15 protein-coding genes are annotated in these 18,370 nt (G+C 70.3%); 11 read left to right on the top strand and 4 right to left on the bottom strand.

The window, feature by feature from the left end; translation table 11 throughout:
- Positions 1–8: 8 nt before the first annotated feature.
- Positions 9–893 (top strand): succinate--CoA ligase subunit alpha, encoded by an 885-nt coding sequence (gene sucD, locus ACIHCQ_RS04310; protein ID WP_399657806.1) that lies wholly within the window; start codon positions 9–11, stop codon positions 891–893.
- A 120-nt stretch (positions 894–1,013) separates the two neighbouring features.
- Here sucD and ACIHCQ_RS04315 read toward each other — a convergent pair whose 3' ends face one another.
- The gene (locus tag ACIHCQ_RS04315) at positions 1,014–2,420 is read right to left on the bottom strand and encodes a helix-turn-helix domain-containing protein (protein ID WP_399657808.1); all 1,407 of its coding nucleotides are present in this window, start codon (positions 2,418–2,420) and stop codon (positions 1,014–1,016) included.
- Between the two features lie 125 nt (positions 2,421–2,545).
- Here ACIHCQ_RS04315 and ACIHCQ_RS04320 point away from each other — a divergent pair, with 125 nt between their 5' ends.
- Positions 2,546–4,174, top strand: coding sequence for a DUF6350 family protein (locus tag ACIHCQ_RS04320; protein ID WP_399658635.1), 1,629 nt, complete (start codon positions 2,546–2,548; stop codon positions 4,172–4,174).
- Between the two features lie 37 nt (positions 4,175–4,211).
- On the opposite strand, the gene ACIHCQ_RS04325 is transcribed toward ACIHCQ_RS04320, so the two are convergent.
- Positions 4,212–5,051: a hypothetical protein gene (locus tag ACIHCQ_RS04325; protein WP_399657810.1), complete on the bottom strand. Its 840-nt coding sequence runs from the start codon at positions 5,049–5,051 to the stop codon at positions 4,212–4,214.
- Positions 5,052–5,322: 271 nt separating this feature from the next.
- On the opposite strand from ACIHCQ_RS04325, the gene purN reads away from it, so the two are divergent.
- Positions 5,323–6,003 carry a phosphoribosylglycinamide formyltransferase gene (gene purN / locus ACIHCQ_RS04330; RefSeq protein ID WP_399657812.1) on the top strand — a complete coding sequence of 227 codons (681 nt, stop codon included), beginning with the start codon at positions 5,323–5,325 and terminating at the stop codon, positions 6,001–6,003.
- A gap of 26 nt (positions 6,004–6,029) precedes the next feature.
- Complete coding sequence (gene purH, locus ACIHCQ_RS04335; RefSeq protein ID WP_399658636.1) at positions 6,030–7,616, top strand: bifunctional phosphoribosylaminoimidazolecarboxamide formyltransferase/IMP cyclohydrolase; 1,587 nt, start codon at positions 6,030–6,032, stop codon at positions 7,614–7,616.
- 123 nt (positions 7,617–7,739) lie between these two features.
- Here purH and ACIHCQ_RS04340 read toward each other — a convergent pair whose 3' ends face one another.
- Complete coding sequence (locus tag ACIHCQ_RS04340; protein ID WP_399657814.1) at positions 7,740–8,360, bottom strand: proline-rich domain-containing protein; 621 nt, start codon at positions 8,358–8,360, stop codon at positions 7,740–7,742.
- Positions 8,361–8,605: 245 nt separating this feature from the next.
- On the opposite strand from ACIHCQ_RS04340, the gene ACIHCQ_RS04345 reads away from it, so the two are divergent.
- The 4 genes from ACIHCQ_RS04345 (at position 8,606) to ACIHCQ_RS04360 (ending at position 12,576) form a co-directional block, all read left to right on the top strand.
- The gene (locus tag ACIHCQ_RS04345) at positions 8,606–9,472 is read left to right on the top strand and encodes a bifunctional methylenetetrahydrofolate dehydrogenase/methenyltetrahydrofolate cyclohydrolase (protein ID WP_399657816.1); all 867 of its coding nucleotides are present in this window, start codon (positions 8,606–8,608) and stop codon (positions 9,470–9,472) included.
- A gap of 17 nt (positions 9,473–9,489) precedes the next feature.
- On the top strand, positions 9,490–10,248 hold the full coding sequence (locus tag ACIHCQ_RS04350; protein WP_399657818.1) for a DUF3017 domain-containing protein: 759 nt from the start codon (positions 9,490–9,492) through the stop codon (positions 10,246–10,248).
- A 251-nt stretch (positions 10,249–10,499) separates the two neighbouring features.
- Entirely contained in the window at positions 10,500–11,444 is a 945-nt protein-coding gene (locus ACIHCQ_RS04355; RefSeq protein ID WP_399657820.1) for an XRE family transcriptional regulator, read from the top strand.
- A gap of 142 nt (positions 11,445–11,586) precedes the next feature.
- On the top strand, positions 11,587–12,576 hold the full coding sequence (locus ACIHCQ_RS04360) for a malate dehydrogenase (RefSeq protein WP_399657822.1): 990 nt from the start codon (positions 11,587–11,589) through the stop codon (positions 12,574–12,576).
- A 94-nt stretch (positions 12,577–12,670) separates the two neighbouring features.
- On the opposite strand, the gene ACIHCQ_RS04365 is transcribed toward ACIHCQ_RS04360, so the two are convergent.
- Positions 12,671–13,540, bottom strand: a complete 870-nt coding sequence (locus ACIHCQ_RS04365) for an alpha/beta fold hydrolase (RefSeq protein WP_399657824.1) — start codon at positions 13,538–13,540, stop codon at positions 12,671–12,673.
- Positions 13,541–13,832: 292 nt separating this feature from the next.
- Between ACIHCQ_RS04365 and ACIHCQ_RS04370 the strand changes: the two genes are divergently transcribed.
- The 3 genes from ACIHCQ_RS04370 to ACIHCQ_RS04380 all read left to right on the top strand — a co-directional run bounded on the left by ACIHCQ_RS04370 (position 13,833) and on the right by ACIHCQ_RS04380 (position 18,127).
- Positions 13,833–15,359, top strand: a complete 1,527-nt coding sequence (locus ACIHCQ_RS04370; RefSeq protein WP_399657826.1) for an aldehyde dehydrogenase family protein — start codon at positions 13,833–13,835, stop codon at positions 15,357–15,359.
- A 66-nt stretch (positions 15,360–15,425) separates the two neighbouring features.
- Positions 15,426–16,973 carry a GMC family oxidoreductase gene (locus ACIHCQ_RS04375; RefSeq protein WP_399657828.1) on the top strand — a complete coding sequence of 516 codons (1,548 nt, stop codon included), beginning with the start codon at positions 15,426–15,428 and terminating at the stop codon, positions 16,971–16,973.
- 65 nt (positions 16,974–17,038) lie between these two features.
- Positions 17,039–18,127, top strand: a complete 1,089-nt coding sequence (locus ACIHCQ_RS04380; RefSeq protein ID WP_399657830.1) for a glycine betaine/L-proline ABC transporter ATP-binding protein — start codon at positions 17,039–17,041, stop codon at positions 18,125–18,127.
- The last annotated feature ends 243 nt before the right edge of the window (positions 18,128–18,370 follow it).

Below are 18,370 nucleotides of genomic sequence, written 5' to 3' on the forward strand. Positions count from 1 at the left end.
CACAAACCATGGCTATCTTCCTCACCAAGGACAGCAAGGTCATCGTCCAGGGCATGACCGGTGCCACGGGCATGAAGCACACCAAGCTCATGCTCTCCGACGGCACCAACATCGTCGGCGGCGTGAACCCGCGCAAGGCCGGTACGACCGTCGACTTCGACGGCACGTCCGTACCCGTCTTCGGTTCCGTCGCCGAGGCGATGGAGAAGACCGGCGCCGACGTATCCGTCGTCTTCGTGCCGCCGGCGTTTGCCAAGGCCGCCGTCGTCGAGGCGATCGACGCCGAGATCGGTCTCGCGGTCGTCATCACCGAGGGCATCGCCGTGCACGACTCGGCCGCCTTCTGGGCGTACGCGTCGAGCAAGGGCAACAAGACCCGGATCATCGGCCCGAACTGCCCCGGCCTGATCACCCCCGGCCAGTCCAACGCCGGCATCATCCCGGGCGACATCACCAAGCCCGGCCGCATCGGTCTTGTGTCCAAGTCCGGCACGCTGACCTACCAGATGATGTACGAGCTCCGTGACATCGGCTTCTCGTCGGCCGTCGGCATCGGTGGCGACCCGGTCATCGGTACGACGCACATCGACGCCCTCGCGGCGTTCGAGGCGGACCCGGAGACCGAGCTGATCGTGATGATCGGCGAGATCGGCGGCGACGCCGAGGAGCGTGCGGCCGACTACATCGCCAAGAACGTGACCAAGCCGGTCGTCGGCTATGTCGCGGGCTTCACGGCGCCCGAGGGCAAGACCATGGGCCACGCCGGCGCCATCGTCTCCGGCTCCTCCGGCACCGCGCAGGCGAAGAAGGAGGCCCTTGAGGCCGCGGGCGTCAAGGTCGGCAAGACGCCGACCGAGACGGCCAAGCTGGCGCGCGCGATTCTGGCCGGCTGACCTTCGCGGTACTGAGTTCGCGTACGCATACGAGTGGGCCCGCTCCTCCCGGTGACTTCCGGTGAGGTGCGGGCCCACTCGCGTACCGACCGCTGAGCAGTACCGCTGAACCGCTGAGTACTAGCGGATCTGCGGTACGAGCCGGCCGGGGCCGTGCGCGGTCTCGGCAAGGAGCTTCTGGCGCAGCTGCTTGGTGGTCTCGGTCAGCTGCGGCGGTCCGCCGTGCGGCGGCGGCACGCCGCCGACCTCCCCGCCGGGTGGGAGCGGTGGTTCGTACCGAGTGGGGGCGGTGGCCAGCGTGAACACCGTCGCGGCCACGATCAGCGCGGTGACGGCGATGGCGGCCCGCGTCCAGAACTGGGCGCGGCGCTCGCCGCCGACCCGTACGGCCCGGGCAGGGGTCATATACGGCGGCAACTCCTCGCGGGCGAGGGCCGCGAGCCTCTCGCGAAGCACCGCCGTCTCGCCCAGCTCCGGCAGCCGCTCGGCGATGGCGGCCCGCGCGTGCAGCACCCGATTGGCCGCCGCCGGGGTGCTCGCCTCGGTTTCGGCGGCCGTCTCTGGCAGATCGAGACCCACGCCGTCGTAGAGGAGGAGCGTGCGGCGGTACGAAGGCGGCAGTTCCAGCAGCGCGTCGAGCAGCGCGCGGCGGCCGGAGTCGACGGAGGGCGAGTCGGGCCGGCTGTGGGCGTGGCGCAGCCGGTGCCAGGGGGACAGGGCGTACTCGTACGCGGCGGCGCGGAGCCATCCGGCGGGGTCCGGGTCGACGGCGACCTCGGGCCAGCGGTACCAGGCGAGGTGGAAGGCGCGCTCGACGGATTCGTGGGAGAGCCGGTGGCGGCCGGTGAGCAGGTAGGTCTGGCGTACGAGGGCGGGGGCGACGTAGGCGTACAGGGCGTCGAAGGCGTCGTGGGGGGCGAGCCCGGCAAGCTGGAGCGCGGGACCGGGTTCCGGCGCGGGCGCGGGCGCGAGTTCCGGTTCCGGTACCGCGGCCGGTGTTGGCGCCGGTTCCGGTTCCCGTTCTGCTTCAGGTTGTGGCGTCGGCTCTTCACGTACGAAGGCCACCGGCGGCTTGGCCGCGCGTTTGACGGCCGGTTTGGGGCGGGTGTTCGCGGCGTACGGCTTCTGGGAGGTGGGCGACGCGGTCCAGGGAGGGGCCGCGGCCTTCGCCGCCCTGGAGAGTGGCTTCGCCGGTTTCTCCAGCTTCTCGGGTTTCTCCGGCTTCCTCTCCGGCTTCCCGAGCGTCTGCGGCTTCTCCGGCTTCTCCGGCTTCTCGGGTTTCGCCGGTTCCTCTGGTTTCTCGTCCGCGAGCACGCCCAGCGTGCCGAGGACTTTCGCGTACGCCTCGCGTCTGCGCCCCCGTGGTTCGGTGCGGCCGGTCTCCCAGGATCTGACCGTCGCCCGCGTCACGCCGACGGCCTTTGCGACCTGCTCCTCGCTCAGGGACTTCGCCTCGCGCAGCCTGCGCCGCTCCTTCGGGGAGGGCAGCGGGAGGGCGGAAGCGGAGCGTGTGGTGCTCTGGGTCATGAGGAGCTCCCGGCAGCACTGCACCCGGCCAAAAAGTACATAAACGTATATTGAGCGACACAACGGCCCTTTGCTCGTTACGTGGATAAAGCGCGTGTCGTTGGCAGCATGGCCGCGTGACACACATGACTCCCGTGACGCAGTTGACCGGTGGCAGCTGCCGGAGCGCCGCGCCGCTCGCCTCCTTCGTACGCGGGGCGACGGCGGCGGGGCTCGGGCTCGGCGTGTTCGCCGTCCTGGTGATGGTGTTGTGGATCAGCTCCCCGTATCCGGACAGCGGTCCGGGCGGGGCGCTGCACGTCGCTGCGGGGCTGTGGCTGCTGGCCCATGGCGCCGAGCTCGTACGGACGGGCCCGCTGACTGCCGGAACCCCGGCGCCGGTGGGGTTGGTGCCGCTGCTCCTCGTCGTACTGCCGGCGTGGTTGGCGCACCGGGCGGCCCGCGACGCGCTCGAAACCGACGAGGGACGGCCGCTGCCGTCGTGGTGGGCCGCGCTGGGTGGGGTGACCGTGGGATATCTGCTGGTCGGCGCGGCTGCCGTGCTCTATGCCGAGGGTGGGTCGCTGCCGGCGGACCGGTTCAGCGCGGCGTTGCATCTGCCTGTGGTGACCGTGCTCTCCGCCGCGGCCGGGGTGTGGGCGGCGAGCGGCCGACCGTTCGGGCCGCTGCCCGCGTGGTTGCCGGAGCGGGGCCGGACGGGGCTCGTCCGTACCCGTGTGGGCGCCGCGCTGCGGGCCGCCGCCGCAGGGACGCTGACGCTGCTCGGCGGCGGCGCGCTGCTGGTCGCGGCGTCGCTGGTGTGGCACGCGGACGCGGCGCAGGACTCGTTCCTGCACCTCGCGGAGGTGTGGTCGGGCCGCGTCGCGGTGTTGCTGCTGGGGCTCGCGCTGGTGCCGAACGCTGCGGTGTGGGGTGCCGCCTACGGGCTCGGGCCCGGCTTCGCGGTCGGTACGGGGGCGACGGCGACGCCGCTCGCACTGGTGGGGGACCCGGCGCTGCCGTACTTCCCGCTGGTCGCCGCGGTTCCGTCGGAGGGCCGGGGCACGCCGCTGAACTGGGCGGCGGTGGCGGTACCGGTGGTCGCGGGGGCGGTCATCGCGTGGTTCACGGGACGGGTGGCGGTGCCGCGCGAGTCGGTACTGCGCGAGTCGGTACTGCGCGAGGCGGCGGCACGGGAGCGGGTGGCGTGGAGCCGCCGGGAGACCGCGCTGACGGCGCTGCTGGGGGCGCTGGGGTGCGGTGCCCTGACGGCGTGCCTGGCGGCTGCGGCGGGCGGTCCGCTGGGCACCGGCAGGCTGGCGCAGTTCGGCCCGGTGTGGTGGCTGACGGGGGCGGCGGCGCTGGGGTGGTCGGCGGGGGTGGGGGTGCCGATGGCGCTGGTGGTGCGGGCGTGGCGGTGCAGGCGGAGGCGGAGGCGGAGGCGGTGGCAGCGGCGGTGGGTACGGGTATGGGGTCGCGGGTCGGTCGTGGACGCGGTGGTACCGGGCGCGGATCCGGACACCTTGTTGCTGGGTCGGTCCGCGTCTCTGGGTAAACCGTCGAAGCCGGACCCCCGTCCCGCCCCCAACCCCGCACTTGATCTGTATGACTTCCTGCTTGCGGACTCCTGGAGCGAGAGGAGCGAGAGGAGTGAGCGCGAGGTGCGGGAGGCCGCCCAGTGGTCGGCGCTGATGGAGGGGGCGGGAGGTCTGCTGGCGGACTTCCCGGGGAAGCCGGGGAAGCCGACGGATTCGGGGGACTCGGGGCAGCCGTAGCGGTGCCCTCAGGTCTCAGGCCCCCGGCCCCCAGTCCCTACTCCTTGACGCCGATCACTCCGCGCAACGGGTCGGGGAGCAGCTCGTTGCAGGACAGCTGGCCCGACTTTGTCAGAGCGTCGTTCACGCACGTGTAGTAGTCGCGGTATACCAGTTGCGCCGTGAACGACGCCGCCACGATCACCAGCGCGATGCTCGCCATCACCAGGCCGCTCACCGCCGCCGTGATCTGCGGCTTCCCCGGGTACGTGGACGGGGACGCGGGTGCCTGAGGAGGCGCGGCCGACGTCGTCATCGCCGCCGCAGCCGCCGAGCGCTGAGCGGCGGGCTTGGCGCGCAGGGAGCTGATGCTCCAGTACAGCGCCAGCGCGCCCAGCAGCAGCGCGATCTCCGGGAAGTCGAACAGCACGAAGAAGAACGCCCACATGCCCGAGAGCAGCGCATACCGCGCCCGGCGCTGGGCCGGGTCCGTCGGGTCCCACTTCAGGCCGCCGGGGGAGCCGCCGCCGGGGCCGTTCTGGCCGCCGCCGTTGGGCCCGGTCGGACCGTTGGGCCCGGTCGGGCCGTTCTGGTTGCCGGGGCGGCGGCCGAAGCCGCCGCCCGAGGAGCGGCCCGGCTGGTGGCTGCTCCACTGGCTGCCCCAGCCGGAACGGCCGGACTGGTCGGGGCGGTCCGAACCGTCCTCGGGGGAATCGGAAGAACCGGAAGAACCCGAAGAATCAGAGGACGACGACGAGGAGTCGTTCGTCGGGCGGCGCGGCTGCCAGGGCTGGTCCGGCCTGCCCTCCGGCGGCGGCGCGAAAGGGTTGTTGTTGTCGTCCGTGGACTGGCGCTCCCGCGGCAACAGGAGGTACGTACGGTGGCGTCGGTCCGGCATGTGGTGAACGTCTTCCCCTCAGACCCGGCGCCCAGCGGACTCGGGGTCTTGTGTCGTTGTGCCCGTCTGGGGACAGGCTCTGTCCCCAGACGCTACCTCCCGGCCAGGCCCCCGTCCCGTGGGGGCCGTGCTGTGTGCCGGTATCGTTGCTGACGGTCGGCTTGTTCGTAGGGTTCCCCGTATCGGGAGCTCGACCCTTTCGTACGACCACACAAAGCCGCACAGCGCTGCACGCAGCACCGCAAGCAGCACCGCGAGAAAGAGACCCGCCGTGGCCTCCCCGCCCGCCTCCACCTCCCCGGCCCCACCCGGCCCCACCGGCCCGCCCGCCCGGCCCGCCCGCCTCGTGGTCCTGGTCTCCGGCTCCGGTACGAACCTCCAGGCCCTGCTCGACGCGATCGCCGCCGACCCCGAGGGTTTCGGCGCTCGCGTCGTGGCCGTCGGCGCCGACCGGGACGGGATCGTGGGCCTTGAGCGCGCCGAACGGGCCGGTCTGCCCACCTTTGTCCGCAGGGTCAAGGACTACGGCACACGCGACGCCTGGGACCACGCGCTGGCCGAGGCCACCGCCGCGTACGAACCGGATCTCGTCGTCTCGGCAGGCTTCATGAAGATCGTGGGGAAGGAATTCCTCGCCCGGTTCGGCGGCCGTTTCATCAACACCCACCCCGCTCTGCTGCCCAGCTTCCCCGGGGCCCACGGAGTGCGCGACGCGCTCGCGTACGGCGCGAAGGTCACCGGGTGCACCGTCCACTTCGTCGACGACGGCGTCGACACCGGCCCGATCATCGCTCAGGGCGTGGTCGAGGTCGTTGAAGAGGACACAGCGGAAGGCGAAGCCGCTCTCCATGAGCGGATCAAGGAAGTCGAGCGACGACTGCTCGTTGATGTCGTGCGGCGACTGGCCCGTAGCGGCTACCGCATTGAGGGACGAAAGGTAATTTTGCCGTGACTTTCGAGACTGCTGGGCCTGACGAGATCGTTGAGACCGTCGAGAGCGCCAAGCTTGTCGGGGCCGGACGGCGGGCCATCCGGCGCGCGCTGGTCAGCGTGTACGACAAAACGGGTCTTGAGGAGCTCGCCCGCGGGCTGCATGAGGCGCGTGTCGAGCTCGTCTCCACCGGCTCGACCGCCGCCCGGATCGCCGCGGCCGGCGTACCGGTCACCAAGGTCGAGGAGCTCACCGGCTTCCCCGAGTGCCTGGACGGCCGGGTCAAGACGCTGCACCCGCGCGTGCACGCCGGGATCCTCGCCGACCTGCGGCTGGAATCGCACCGTACGCAACTCGCCGAAATGGGCGTGGAGCCGTTCGACCTGGTGATCGTGAACCTCTACCCGTTCAGCGAGACGGTCGACTCCGGCGCCACGCCCGACGAGTGCGTCGAGCAGATCGACATCGGCGGCCCCTCGATGGTCCGCGCCGCCGCCAAGAACCACCCCTCCGTCGCGGTCGTCACCAGCACCGCGCGGTACGCGGACGTGCTCGCCGCCGCGAAGGACGGCGGCTTCGACCTGGCCACCCGCAAGCGCCTGGCCGGAGAGGCCTTCCAGCACACCGCCGCGTACGACGTGGCGGTGGCGACCTGGTTCGCCGACGCGTACGCCCCCGCCGACGACTCGCAGTTCCCGGACTTCCTGGGCGTCACCTACGAGCGCAGGAACGTGCTCCGGTACGGCGAGAACCCGCACCAGCCCGCCGCCCTCTACACAGGCGGATGTGGCGGCCTGGCCGAGGCCGAGCAGCTGCACGGCAAGGAGATGTCCTACAACAACTACACGGACACCGACGCCGCCCGCCGGGCCGCGTACGACCACTCAGACCCCTGCGTCGCGATCATCAAGCATGCCAACCCCTGCGGTGTCGCGATCGGTGCCGATGTGGCCGAGGCCCACCGCAAGGCGCACGCGTGCGACCCGCTTTCCGCCTTCGGCGGGGTGATCGCCGTCAATGCGCCGGTGAGTCTGGAGCTGGCGGAGCAGGTCTCCGAGATCTTCACCGAGGTCATCATCGCCCCGGACTACGAGGACGGTGCGGTCGAGGTCCTGGCCCGGAAGAAGAACATCCGAGTGCTGCGCTGCCCCGACGCACCGCAGCCCCCGGCCGAGTTCAGGCCGATCGACGGCGGCGGCCTCGCACAGGTGAAGGACGTCTTCCAGGCCGAGGGCGACGACCCGGCCAACTGGACGCTCGCGACCGGCGAGGCGCTCACCGCCGACGAGCTCACGGAGCTCGTTTTCGCGTGGCGCGCCTGCCGCGCGGTCAAGTCCAACGCGATTCTGCTCGCGAAGGGCGGCGCGTCGGTCGGCGTCGGCATGGGACAGGTCAACCGCGTCGACTCGGCGAAGCTGGCGGTGGAGCGGGCGGGCGAGGAGCGCGCGCAGGGCTCGTACGCCGCCTCCGACGCGTTCTTCCCGTTCCCGGACGGGCTGGAGATCCTCACCGCGGCGGGCGTCAAGGCCGTGGTGCAGCCGGGCGGTTCGGTACGTGACGAGCAGGTGATCGCGGCGGCGGAGAAGGCGGGCGTGACGATGTACTTCACGGGTACACGCCACTTCTTCCACTGATTTGCTGATGCACTGATTCTTCCGCCGAGGTGAACCCCGGAGAACGGCGTAGGCCGTAACTCATCCTCCAGGAGAGGGAGTTACGGCCTACGAGTTTGCGTTGCCGTGCCGGACCGCGTCAGGTCAGTGGCGGGCGCGGTTGAACCAGGCGCCGCCGTCGGACTTCCCGACGAACACGGTCACGAGGATGGCCAGCACCGTGTGCACGAGGCCGACGATGATGAACGGGTAGACGCCCAGGACCGCCGTGATGATGCCGAAGACCATCGCGGTGATGCGGATGCCGTTTCCGCCGCTCTTGAACTTGACGGCCAGGAAGACAGCGAGCATCCCCCACAGCAGTACGAGGAACGTGAGGCCGTAAATCGCGCCCGTCGAGAAGTCGGCGAGGTCCTGGAACTGGACGTCGTCCTTCAGCTTCGGGTCGTCCTTGGCCTTGTCGACAGCGATAGCGGCGAGGACGAAGAGGACCGTGCCGATCAGCTGGAAGCCGGCGATGACCCAGAGCATCACGCGAGCGGCCTTCACACCGCCGGGCATCTCGGTCGGGCCGCCGGGGAAGCCGCCGCCGTACGCCTGGACCGGCGGGGCCTGGGGGTAGCCGTAGCCGGGCTGCTGGTCAGGGGCCTGGGGCTGGCCCTGCTGGGGGTAGCCGTAGCCCGGCTGACCCTGCGGTTGCTGGCCGTAGCCCGGTTGGCCTTGCGGCTGCTGGCCATAGGGATTGTTGGGGTCGCCGAAGCTCATGAGCGGGAATCCTCCGTTGGAAAGTGCGGGGACGACGCGGTCCGAGCGGAGGAACGTCACATGTTCAGCGGTTTGTCCCCCCAGCACTTCCCGCGGCTGCGCGGCTCATCGTCGTATTAACGTCAACTTTTTGTCCAGTCGGTAACTCAATGTGTTGTGCAAGTGCAACCTCGCACACAGCTGGGAGAGAACCGAAGAGAGGGGCGAATTGGAACCGGGGCGGGTCTATCCGCGAGGATGGGTACATGACCGCCCAGATTCTCGATGGCAAGGCCACCGCAGCCAAGATCAAAACCGATCTGACCGCCCGTGTGGCGGTCCTCAAGGAGCGGGGCATCGCCCCGGGCCTGGGGACCGTGCTCGTCGGGGACGACCCCGGCAGCCGCTGGTACGTCAGTGGCAAGCACCGCGACTGTGCGCAGGTGGGCATTGCCTCGATCCAGCGCGAACTGCCGGACACCGCCACGCAGGAAGAGATCGAGGCGGTCGTACGGGAGCTCAACGACAACCCCGAGTGCACGGGCTACATCGTCCAACTCCCGCTTCCCAAAGGCATCGACACCAACCGTGTCCTGGAGCTGATGGACCCGGCGAAGGACGCGGACGGGCTGCACCCGACGAGCCTGGGGCGGCTGGTGCTGGGTGTGGCGGGGCCGCTGCCGTGCACCCCGTACGGCATTGTCCAGCTGCTGCGCCACCATGGCGTCGAGATCAACGGGGCGAATGTGGTGGTGGTGGGGCGCGGGATCACCATCGGGCGGCCGATGCCGCTGGTGCTGACCCGTAAGTCCGAGAACGCGACGGTCACGCAGTGCCACACCGGTACGCGCGATCTGTCGGCGCACCTCAGGCAGGCCGACATCATCGTCGCCGCGGCGGGAGTGCCGCACCTGATCAAGCCGGAGGACGTCAAGCCGGGCGCGGCGGTGCTCGATGTCGGCGTCAGCCGCGACGAGAACGGCAAGATCGTTGGTGACGTCCACCCGGGCGTCGCGGAGGTGGCGGGCTGGGTCGCCCCGAACCCGGGCGGCGTCGGCCCGATGACACGCGCGCAGCTGCTGGTCAACGTGGTCGAGGCGGCTGAGCGCGCAGCGGTCGCCGCCGCGGGCTGACCGGGAAGGGCTGAACCATGGGCGTACGTACGAACGAGGAACCGGACGCGACAGGGCTTCCCGGAGGCGGTGCGGGGCGGTCCGCCGACGGTACGGGCCGGCCTCGGCCCGAGGCGGCCGGTGCGGAGGTCGCGGACGGACCGACGTCCGAGGACGCCACCGAGGGCCGGGCCCGCGCCAACGCCAACTCCACCCCCAGCTCCGGCTCTGATACGGAAGCTGACGCCGAAGCTGACGCCGAAGCCGCCGACGCGCTCGCCGACGCGGTACGCCCCCGGGCCGGCGGCGCTCCCGACGCGCCGGAGCCGAAGAGTGGCGCGGCCGACGCCGACAGTGGCCCCCCTGGCCCCGGCAGCCCCGGCAGCCCCGGCGGCAAGACTCCCTCGCGGCGTCCCGCATCCCTCACCCTCGACACCGCCCGCCCCGAGGGCGGTGGGCGGGCCGCGCCCGGTGACGCGCCCGCGCCCGCTCGGCAGTGGCCGCTTCTCACCGTGCTCGCCGTGACCGGCTTCGGGCTGATCGTCGTCGGCACCGACGCCTTCGCCGACGCCTTCCGCGTGGGAGTGATCCTGATCGGCGTGGGCATGATGACGGGCGCGGTGCTGCGCCGCGTCCTGCCCTCCGTCGGCATGCTCGCCGTGCGCTCGCGCTTCACCGACATGGTGACGTACGGACTGTTCGGTGTCCTGATCGTGCTGCTCGCGCTGATGGCGCAGCCCGAGCCGTGGCTGGACGTGCCGTTCCTGGAGGACGTAGTCCACTTCACCGTGCGTTAGCGAGCACAGCGTCGGCGTGCGACGGCGCCTGTCCCCTCCCCCGAGGAAGGACAGGCGCCGTCGCGGTTTAAGAGTCATGGACGTGACAACCGCGATCAAGGGACGCCAGGTGCCTGTGGCATGGAAGTGACCATTCCGCCACGGTGTGATCGTTGCGCCACGGATGCGAGACTGAATCGGCGGCGGAACTGAACTCCTGGCCCCGAACATCTCAGCGGGTAGCCAGAAACGGGATGTCCGAGGGGGAAGCAATGCCTCGTTGGAAGGTGCTACCGGACGAGATCGACCCACAGGCCCGGGAGTTCACCAGGCAGCTGCGCCGGCTGGTCGACCGCAGCGGGCTGAATCTCACGGCGGTGGCCGACCGCACCGGTTACGGCAAGACGTCGTGGCAGCGGTATCTGAACGGACAGCTGCCCGCGCCCAGGGGCGCGATCGTCGCACTGGCCGAGGTGACCGGTACGGACATGGTTCAGCTGGTCACCATGTGGGAGCTCGCGGAGCAGGCCTGGAGCCGTTCCGGTCCCGCGGCGGTGAGGGTGAGTACGGAGCCCAGGGAGTTCGGACCCCCGATCGCGCCGAGCGCACCGTCCGCACCGATCACACCTACCGCGCCGCCCGGCGCCACCACCGTCACCACAGCGCCGGTCACCGCCGCCCCCGCACCGCCCTCCCCGTCTCCTCGCCCACCACACGCGCAGCGCAAGCTCGCGCTGTTCCTCGCCGGTGTCGTCGGCGCGCTTCTGGTCATCGCCGCGGCCCTGCTCCTGACCGACCTCGGGGGAGCCGCGAGCGGCGAGGCCAAGACCGTGGCCAGGACGCCGTCCGCCTCGCCGGCCACCAGCGCCCCGGCGCTGCCCGCGGGCGTGAAGTGCGGCGGCGCCGCCTGTACGGGAAAGGATCCGGAAGCCATGGGCTGCGGCGGCGAGTTCGCCGAGACCGTCTCCCGTACGTACGTCGGCATGGCGCTGCTGGAGCTCCGGTACAGCAAGACGTGCCAGGCGGCCTGGGCCCGGGTCACCCTGGCGGCCCCCGGGGACACGGTGCAGGTCAGCGTCGGCGGCAAGACCGCGCAGAGTGGCCTGGTGAACGCGGACAACGATGCGTACACGCCGATGGCAGCGGTGACGGCGCCGACCGAGGCGAAGGCGTGCGTGACGCGGCAGATGGGCGCCATGGGCTGCACCATCGAGTAACGGGTGCAGCCATAAGGCGCGCCACAAGGTGGGATAGCCTGACGCTGGATGTCTCTTCACGTCAAGATTAAGAAGAAGTGTGGAGGGGCGTTCCGCACCAGGGGCAGGGACCCCCACCGCCAGCTGTCTTACGGAGATCGAGATGACCCGTACCCCCGTGAATGTCACTGTGACCGGCGCGGCCGGCCAGATCGGCTACGCGCTGCTCTTCCGCATCGCCTCCGGCCACCTGCTCGGCGCGGATGTGCCGGTCAAGCTCCGTCTCCTGGAGATCCCGCAGGGTCTGAAGGCCGCCGAGGGCACGGCCATGGAGCTGGACGACTGCGCCTTCCCGCTGCTGAGCGGCATTGAGATCACCGACGACCCGAACGTGGCCTTCGACGGCGCGAACGTGGGGCTGCTGGTCGGCGCCCGCCCGCGTACGAAGGGCATGGAGCGTGGTGACCTGCTCTCCGCCAACGGCGGCATCTTCAAGCCGCAGGGCAAGGCCATCAACGACAACGCCGCGGACGACATCAAGATCCTGGTCGTCGGCAACCCGGCCAACACCAACGCGCTCATCGCGCAGGCCGCGGCCCCGGACGTACCGGCCGAGCGCTTCACCGCGATGACCCGCCTCGACCACAACCGCGCGATCTCGCAGCTCGCGAAGCGGACGGGCGCGGCGGTCTCCGAGATCCGCCGCCTCACGATCTGGGGCAACCACTCGGCGACCCAGTACCCGGACATCTTCCACGCCGAGGTGGCGGGCAAGAACGCCGCCGAGGCCGTGAACGACGAGCAGTGGCTCGCCGACACGTTCATCCCGACCGTCGCCAAGCGCGGCGCGGCGATCATCGAGGCGCGTGGTGCGTCCTCGGCTGCCTCGGCCGCGAACGCCGCGATCGACCACGTACACACGTGGGTCAACGGCACGGCGGAGGGCGACTGGACGTCGATGGGCATCCCGTCGGACGGCTCGTACGGCGTACCGCAGGGCCTGATCTCGTCCTTCCCGGTCACGTGCAAGGACGGCAAGTACGAGATCGTCCAGGGCCTGTCCATCAACGACTTCTCTCGCGCGCGCATCGACGCGTCGGTGAAGGAGCTGGAGGAGGAGCGTGCGGCGGTCCGCGAGCTCGGCCTCATCTGATCCGTACGAGTAGTACGACTACGAGTTGTACTACTACGAGTTGTACGACTCTGTCACTGTGGGGCACTACGTCGTGTAGTGCCCCACAGTGCTGTCATCCCGCCGTATGGTCCAAGATCGCGGTGGTCAGCGGGGTGATCACCTCGCGGGGGAGCGCATGCCCCATGCCAGGGATCTCGACGACGCGCGCGCCTCGGATCGCCTGGGCGATGTGCTGGGGGTGCGGCGGCGGGAAGACCGGTTCGGCCGGGGCGGAGATGACCAGGGTCGGCACGTCTGTCTTGGCCAGTTCGTCGGTGCGGAGCATGCCTGAGTGATCGGCCCGGCCGTGCGCGGTGCCGGCGGTGTGGTGCCCGGTGTGCTCGATGATCTTCCTCTCCAGGGCGTGTGCGTACTCCGCGTCGAAGGGGATCTGCCCGCCCCCCAGTGCCCGCCAGTGCTCGACCCGCCGGTCCAGCTCGGCCTCCAGGCCCCGGTCCTCGACAGTGCGGGACCACATTTCCAGTACCTCGGGGGCGATGCCGGGGAGTTCCTCGGCCGGGATTCGCGTTCCGTCCTGCGTGGTGTACGGGGCGGTGCTGAGCGCGCAGGTCCCCATCAGGGTGGCGCTGAGCAGCCGGTCGGGATGATCGGCGATCAGCAGCTGGGCCAGCATGCCGCCCAGGGACAGGCCGACGACGTGGGCGCGTTCGACGCCGAGGCCGTCCAGGACCGCGATCGCGTCCTCGGCGAGGTCGGTGATGGCGTAGGGCTGATCGTCGAAGGGCCACGTGGAGCGGCCGGTGTCGCGGTGGTCGTAGCGAATCACACGGTGGCGGGCGGAGAGCGCGTCCACGAAGTCATCGGGCCAGCCCATGCCGGATGCCTGCGCGCCCATGATCAGCAGGAGCGGGGGAGCGCCGACGGCTCCGCGTTCCTCCGCCCAGAGGCGTAGGCCGGGCGAGATGTCGAAGAAGTGCTGCATGTGGGCGCCTCCGCGGGCAAGTCTGACGAGTCGATACGTTGCGTCTCGTCATGAGAGTAGCGCAGTCCCGTGTGTGGGGAAGGGGGAAAGAGAGGCAGGGAAGGTTTGCTTGCCGCATCCGATCAGACCGGAGTACGCCTGCCCCGTCACCCGGAAGTGATGTGGGCAACTTTGAGACACGCGTACGCATGCTTTCCAAACCCTTGGGCAGGCGACCCGTCCGCTGGTCAGTGCCGGCGGATGACCTCACGGGCAACTTGGAACTTAACGGAAACGGAAGGCTGAACGCGACGTGTCGGCACAACAGACCATCCACGTGGGCGGAGAGTGGCGCGCAGCCACGTCCGGCGCCACGCGCGAGATCATTGACCCTGCCGACGCCACCGTCCTCGCCGTCGTGGCGGAGGGCGGCGCCGAGGACACCGACAAGGCCGTCGCCGCCGCGCGTACGGCATTCGACGGCGGCCAGGGCGAGTGGCCCCGTACCCCCGTCGCCGAGCGCGCCGCCCTGCTGCGGCGCGTCGCCGGGCTGCTCCAGCGCGACCGCGAAGAGCTCGGGCTGCTGGAGTGCCGCGACGCCGGAAAAACCCTGGAGGAAGGGCACGTCGACGTCGACTGCGTGAGTGACGCCTTCCGCTACTTCGCCGACCTCGTCATGAACGAGAGCGGCGGGCGCGTCGTCGACGCCGGTTCCGACGAGATCCACAGCGTGGTCGTACACGAACCCGTCGGGGTCTGCGCGTTGATCACGCCCTGGAATTATCCCCTCCTCCAAGCGAGTTGGAAGATCGCCCCGGCGCTGGCCGCGGGCAATACCTTTGTGATCAAGCCGAGCGAGATCACGCCGCTGACCACTGTCGCGCTCATCGCGCTGCTCGCCGAGGCCGGACTGCCGGCCGGCGTCGCCAATATCGTGACCGGCGCGGGCGCCCCCGTCGGCGCCCGGCTGGCCGAGCACCCCGATGTGGATCTGGTGTCCTTCACCGGCGGACTGTCCAGCGGTACGAAGGTGATGCGCGCCGCCGCCGACAGCGTCAAGAAGGTCGCCCTCGAACTCGGCGGCAAGAACCCCAACGTCGTCTTCGCCGACGCGTGCGCGAGTGACGAAGGCTTCGACACCGCCGTCGATCAGGCGCTGAACGCCGCGTTCATCCACAGCGGCCAGGTCTGCTCCGCCGGATCGCGGCTCATCATCGAGGAGTCGCTGCGCGAGCGCTTCGTCACCGAACTCGCCCGCCGCGCCGGGAAGATACGCCTCGGGCGCGGCACCGAGAAGGGCGTGGAGTGCGGACCTCTCGTCTCCGCGCAGCAGCTCGCGAAGACGGAGGAGTACGTCGCCTCGGCGCTGGAGCAGGGCGCGGTGCTGCGCACGGGCGGGGAGCGGCCGAAGGCCCCGGAGGGTCCGGAGGGTGAGGGGTACGAGACGTACGAGGGGTACTTCTACCGGCCCACCGTCCTCGACCACTGCCACCGCGACATGCGCGTCGTACGCGAAGAAATCTTCGGCCCGGTACTGACCGTCGAGACCTTCCGTACGGAGGACGAGGCCGTCGCCCTCGCCAACGACACCGAATACGGTCTTGCGGGCGCGGTGTGGACCGCCGACGCCGGGCGCGCTCGGCGCGTCGCCGGGCGACTGCGCCACGGAACCGTATGGATCAACGACTTCCATCCGTATCTCCCGCAGGCCGAGTGGGGCGGATTCGGGAAGTCGGGCATCGGCCGCGAGCTCGGGCCCACCGGTCTCGCCGAGTACCGCGAGGCCAAGCACATTTACCAGAACCTCGCCCCGCGCCCCGTGCGCTGGTTCGTCGGTTGACCCAGCCAACGCCCAGCCACGCCCAGCAACGAAGACGCGGACCCAGGACGAGGAGCCCAGCACGCCATGTCTGTGTACGACTCTGAGTACGACTATGTCGTCGTCGGCGGAGGCACCGCCGGATCGGTGATCGCCTCCCGGCTCACGGAGAACCCCGACATCACCGTCGCCGTCATCGAGGGCGGCCCGAGCGACGTCGGCCGGGACGACGTACTGACCCTGCGGCGCTGGATGGGCCTGCTGGGCGGCGAGCTCGACTACGACTACCCGACCACCGAACAACCCCGCGGCAACTCCCACATCCGGCACAGCCGGGCCCGGGTCCTCGGCGGTTGTTCCTCGCACAACACCCTCATCGCCTTCCGGCCGCTGCCGTCCGACTGGGACGAGTGGGCGGCGGCGGGCGCGGACGGGTGGGACGCGGCGGCCATGGACTCCTACTTCGACCGGCTGCGGAACAACATCGTGCCGGTCGGCGAGGCGGACCGTAACGCCATCGCCCGCGACTTCGTCGACGCCGCGCAGAGCGCACTGGCCGTCCCCCGCGTCGAGGGCTTCAACAAAGAGCCCTTCCACGAGGGCGTCGGCTTCTTCGACCTCGCCTACCACCCGGAGGACAACAAGCGGTCCTCCGCCTCGGTCGCGTATCTGCACCCGTTCCTGGACCGCCCGAATCTGCACATAGCGCTGGAAACCTGGGCGTACAAGCTGGAGTTCGACGGCGCGCGGGCGACGGGCGTGCGCGTCCGTACGAAGGACGGCGAGGAGCGAAGCGTCACGGCGCGGCGCGAGGTCCTGGTCTGCGCGGGCGCCGTGGACAGCCCGCGGCTGCTGCTGCACTCCGGCATCGGGCCGCGCGCCGACCTGGAACGGCTCGGCATACCTGTCGTACACGATCTGCCGGGCGTCGGGGAGAACCTGCTCGACCATCCGGAGTCGGTGATCGTGTGGGAGACGCACGGACCGATCCCCGAGAACTCGGCGATGGACAGCGACGCGGGACTGTTCGTACGGCGTGATCCCGCGTCCGCCGGGCCCGATCTGATGTTCCACTTCTACCAAATACCGTTCACCGACAACCCGGAGCGGCTTGGTTACGAGCGGCCCGCGCACGGGGTGTCGATGACGCCGAACATCCCCAAGCCGCGCAGCCGTGGCCGCCTCTATCTGACCAGCGCGGATCCGGATGTAAAGCCTGCGTTGGACTTCCGTTACTTCACTGATGAGGACGACTACGACGGCCGTACGCTCGTCGACGGGATCAAGCTCGCCCGCACGATAGCGGCGGCTCAGCCGCTGGCCGGGTGGCTGAAGCGGGAGGTCTGCCCGGGGGCCGAGGTCGTCTCCGACGAAGCGATCGGTGAGTACGCGCGCAAAGTGGCGCACACGGTGTACCACCCGGCGGGCACCTGCCGAATGGGTGCCTCTGGTGATGAACTGGCCGTAGTATCCCCGGATTTGAGAATCCAGGGGCTCGAAGGCATCCGTATCGCCGACGCGTCCGTCTTCCCGACGATGCCTGCCGTCAATCCGATGATCGGCGTCCTGATGGTCGGCGAGAAGTGCGCGGATCTGCTGTCCGCGGCTTCCGAGGAGAAGGGCGTGACCCGATGAAGCCCGAAGCCCAGACCGAAGCCCAGACCGAAGCCGAAGCCGATAACGAGTCTGTGAGTATTGATGTGACCAAGTCTGCTGTGGACGCGGCTGTGCCGCCTGTCTTCTCCGTACGCGACCTGTGGAAGGTCTTCGGGCCGAAGGCCGACCGCGTTCCCGGCGATGCCGCGCTCGGCGCGCTCACCCCGGCCGAGCTGCGCGAGCGCACCGGCTGCACCGCCGCCGTACGCGATGTCTCCTTCGATGTGCGCAAGGGTGAGGTCTTCGTTGTCATGGGCCTCTCCGGCTCCGGCAAGTCGACGCTCGTGCGCTGTCTGACCCGGCTGATCGAGCCCACGTCGGGGTCGATCGCCATCGACGGCGAGGACGTGCTCGCCATGGACACGGCGCGCCTGCGCGAACTGCGCCGCCGCCGCGCGTCCATGGTCTTCCAGCACTTCGGTCTGTTGCCGCACCGTTCGGTGATCGACAACGTTGCCTACGGCCTGGAGATCCAGGGCATGGGCAAGGCCGCCCGCAGGGAGCGGGCCGCGGAGGTCGTCGCGAAGGTCGGCCTCGAAGGCCTTGAGCACCGTAGGCCAGGGCAGCTGTCGGGCGGTCAGCAGCAGCGTGTCGGTCTTGCGCGCGCGCTCGCCGTCGACCCCGAGGTGATGCTCTTCGACGAGCCGTTCAGCGCGCTCGACCCGCTGATCCGCCGGGACATGCAGGAGGAGGTCATCCGGCTGCACCGCGAGGAGGGCCGGACGATGGTCTTCATCACGCACGACCTGAGCGAGGCGCTGAAGCTGGGCGACCGTATCGCGCTGATGCGGGACGGGCTGATCGTGCAGCTGGGCACGCCGGAGCAGATAGTCGGCTCGCCCGCCGACGACTATGTACGGGACTTCGTACGGGATGTGCCGCGCGAGCAGGTCATGACGGTGCGTACGGCCATGCGGCCGGTGGGCGCGGACGATTCCGAGACGGGTCCGGCGCTGGCGCCCGACGCGACGGTCTTCCAGGCGATCGAGGCGGTGGCCCGCAGCGGCGAGACGGCGCGAGTGGTGCAGGACGGGCGGTGCGTGGGGGTCGTCGACCACCGGGGGCTGCTGGATGTCGTGGCCGGACTCGACCGACTCGACAGCAAGCTCGACAGCAAGGGGGCGGTGGCCTGATGCGCACCCGAGCCGAAGCCCGACCTGGCCGGGCCCGGTCGTCCGTGACCGGGTCTGTGACCGAAACCGAAACCGAAACCGGAACCGGAAGCGGAACCGGAACCGGAACCGTGACCGGGACCGGAACTGGGTCTGTGACCGTGACCGGGACCGGTGACCGTACCCGGTCCGAGTGTCGGTCCCGCGCGGCGCAGCCCGCGGGGGCCCCCACGCGGCGCGCGGCGTGCGCCGATCGCGACGCCG

This window comes from Streptomyces sp. NPDC052236, assembly GCF_044548015.1.
Lineage (GTDB): Bacteria > Actinomycetota > Actinomycetes > Streptomycetales > Streptomycetaceae > Streptomyces.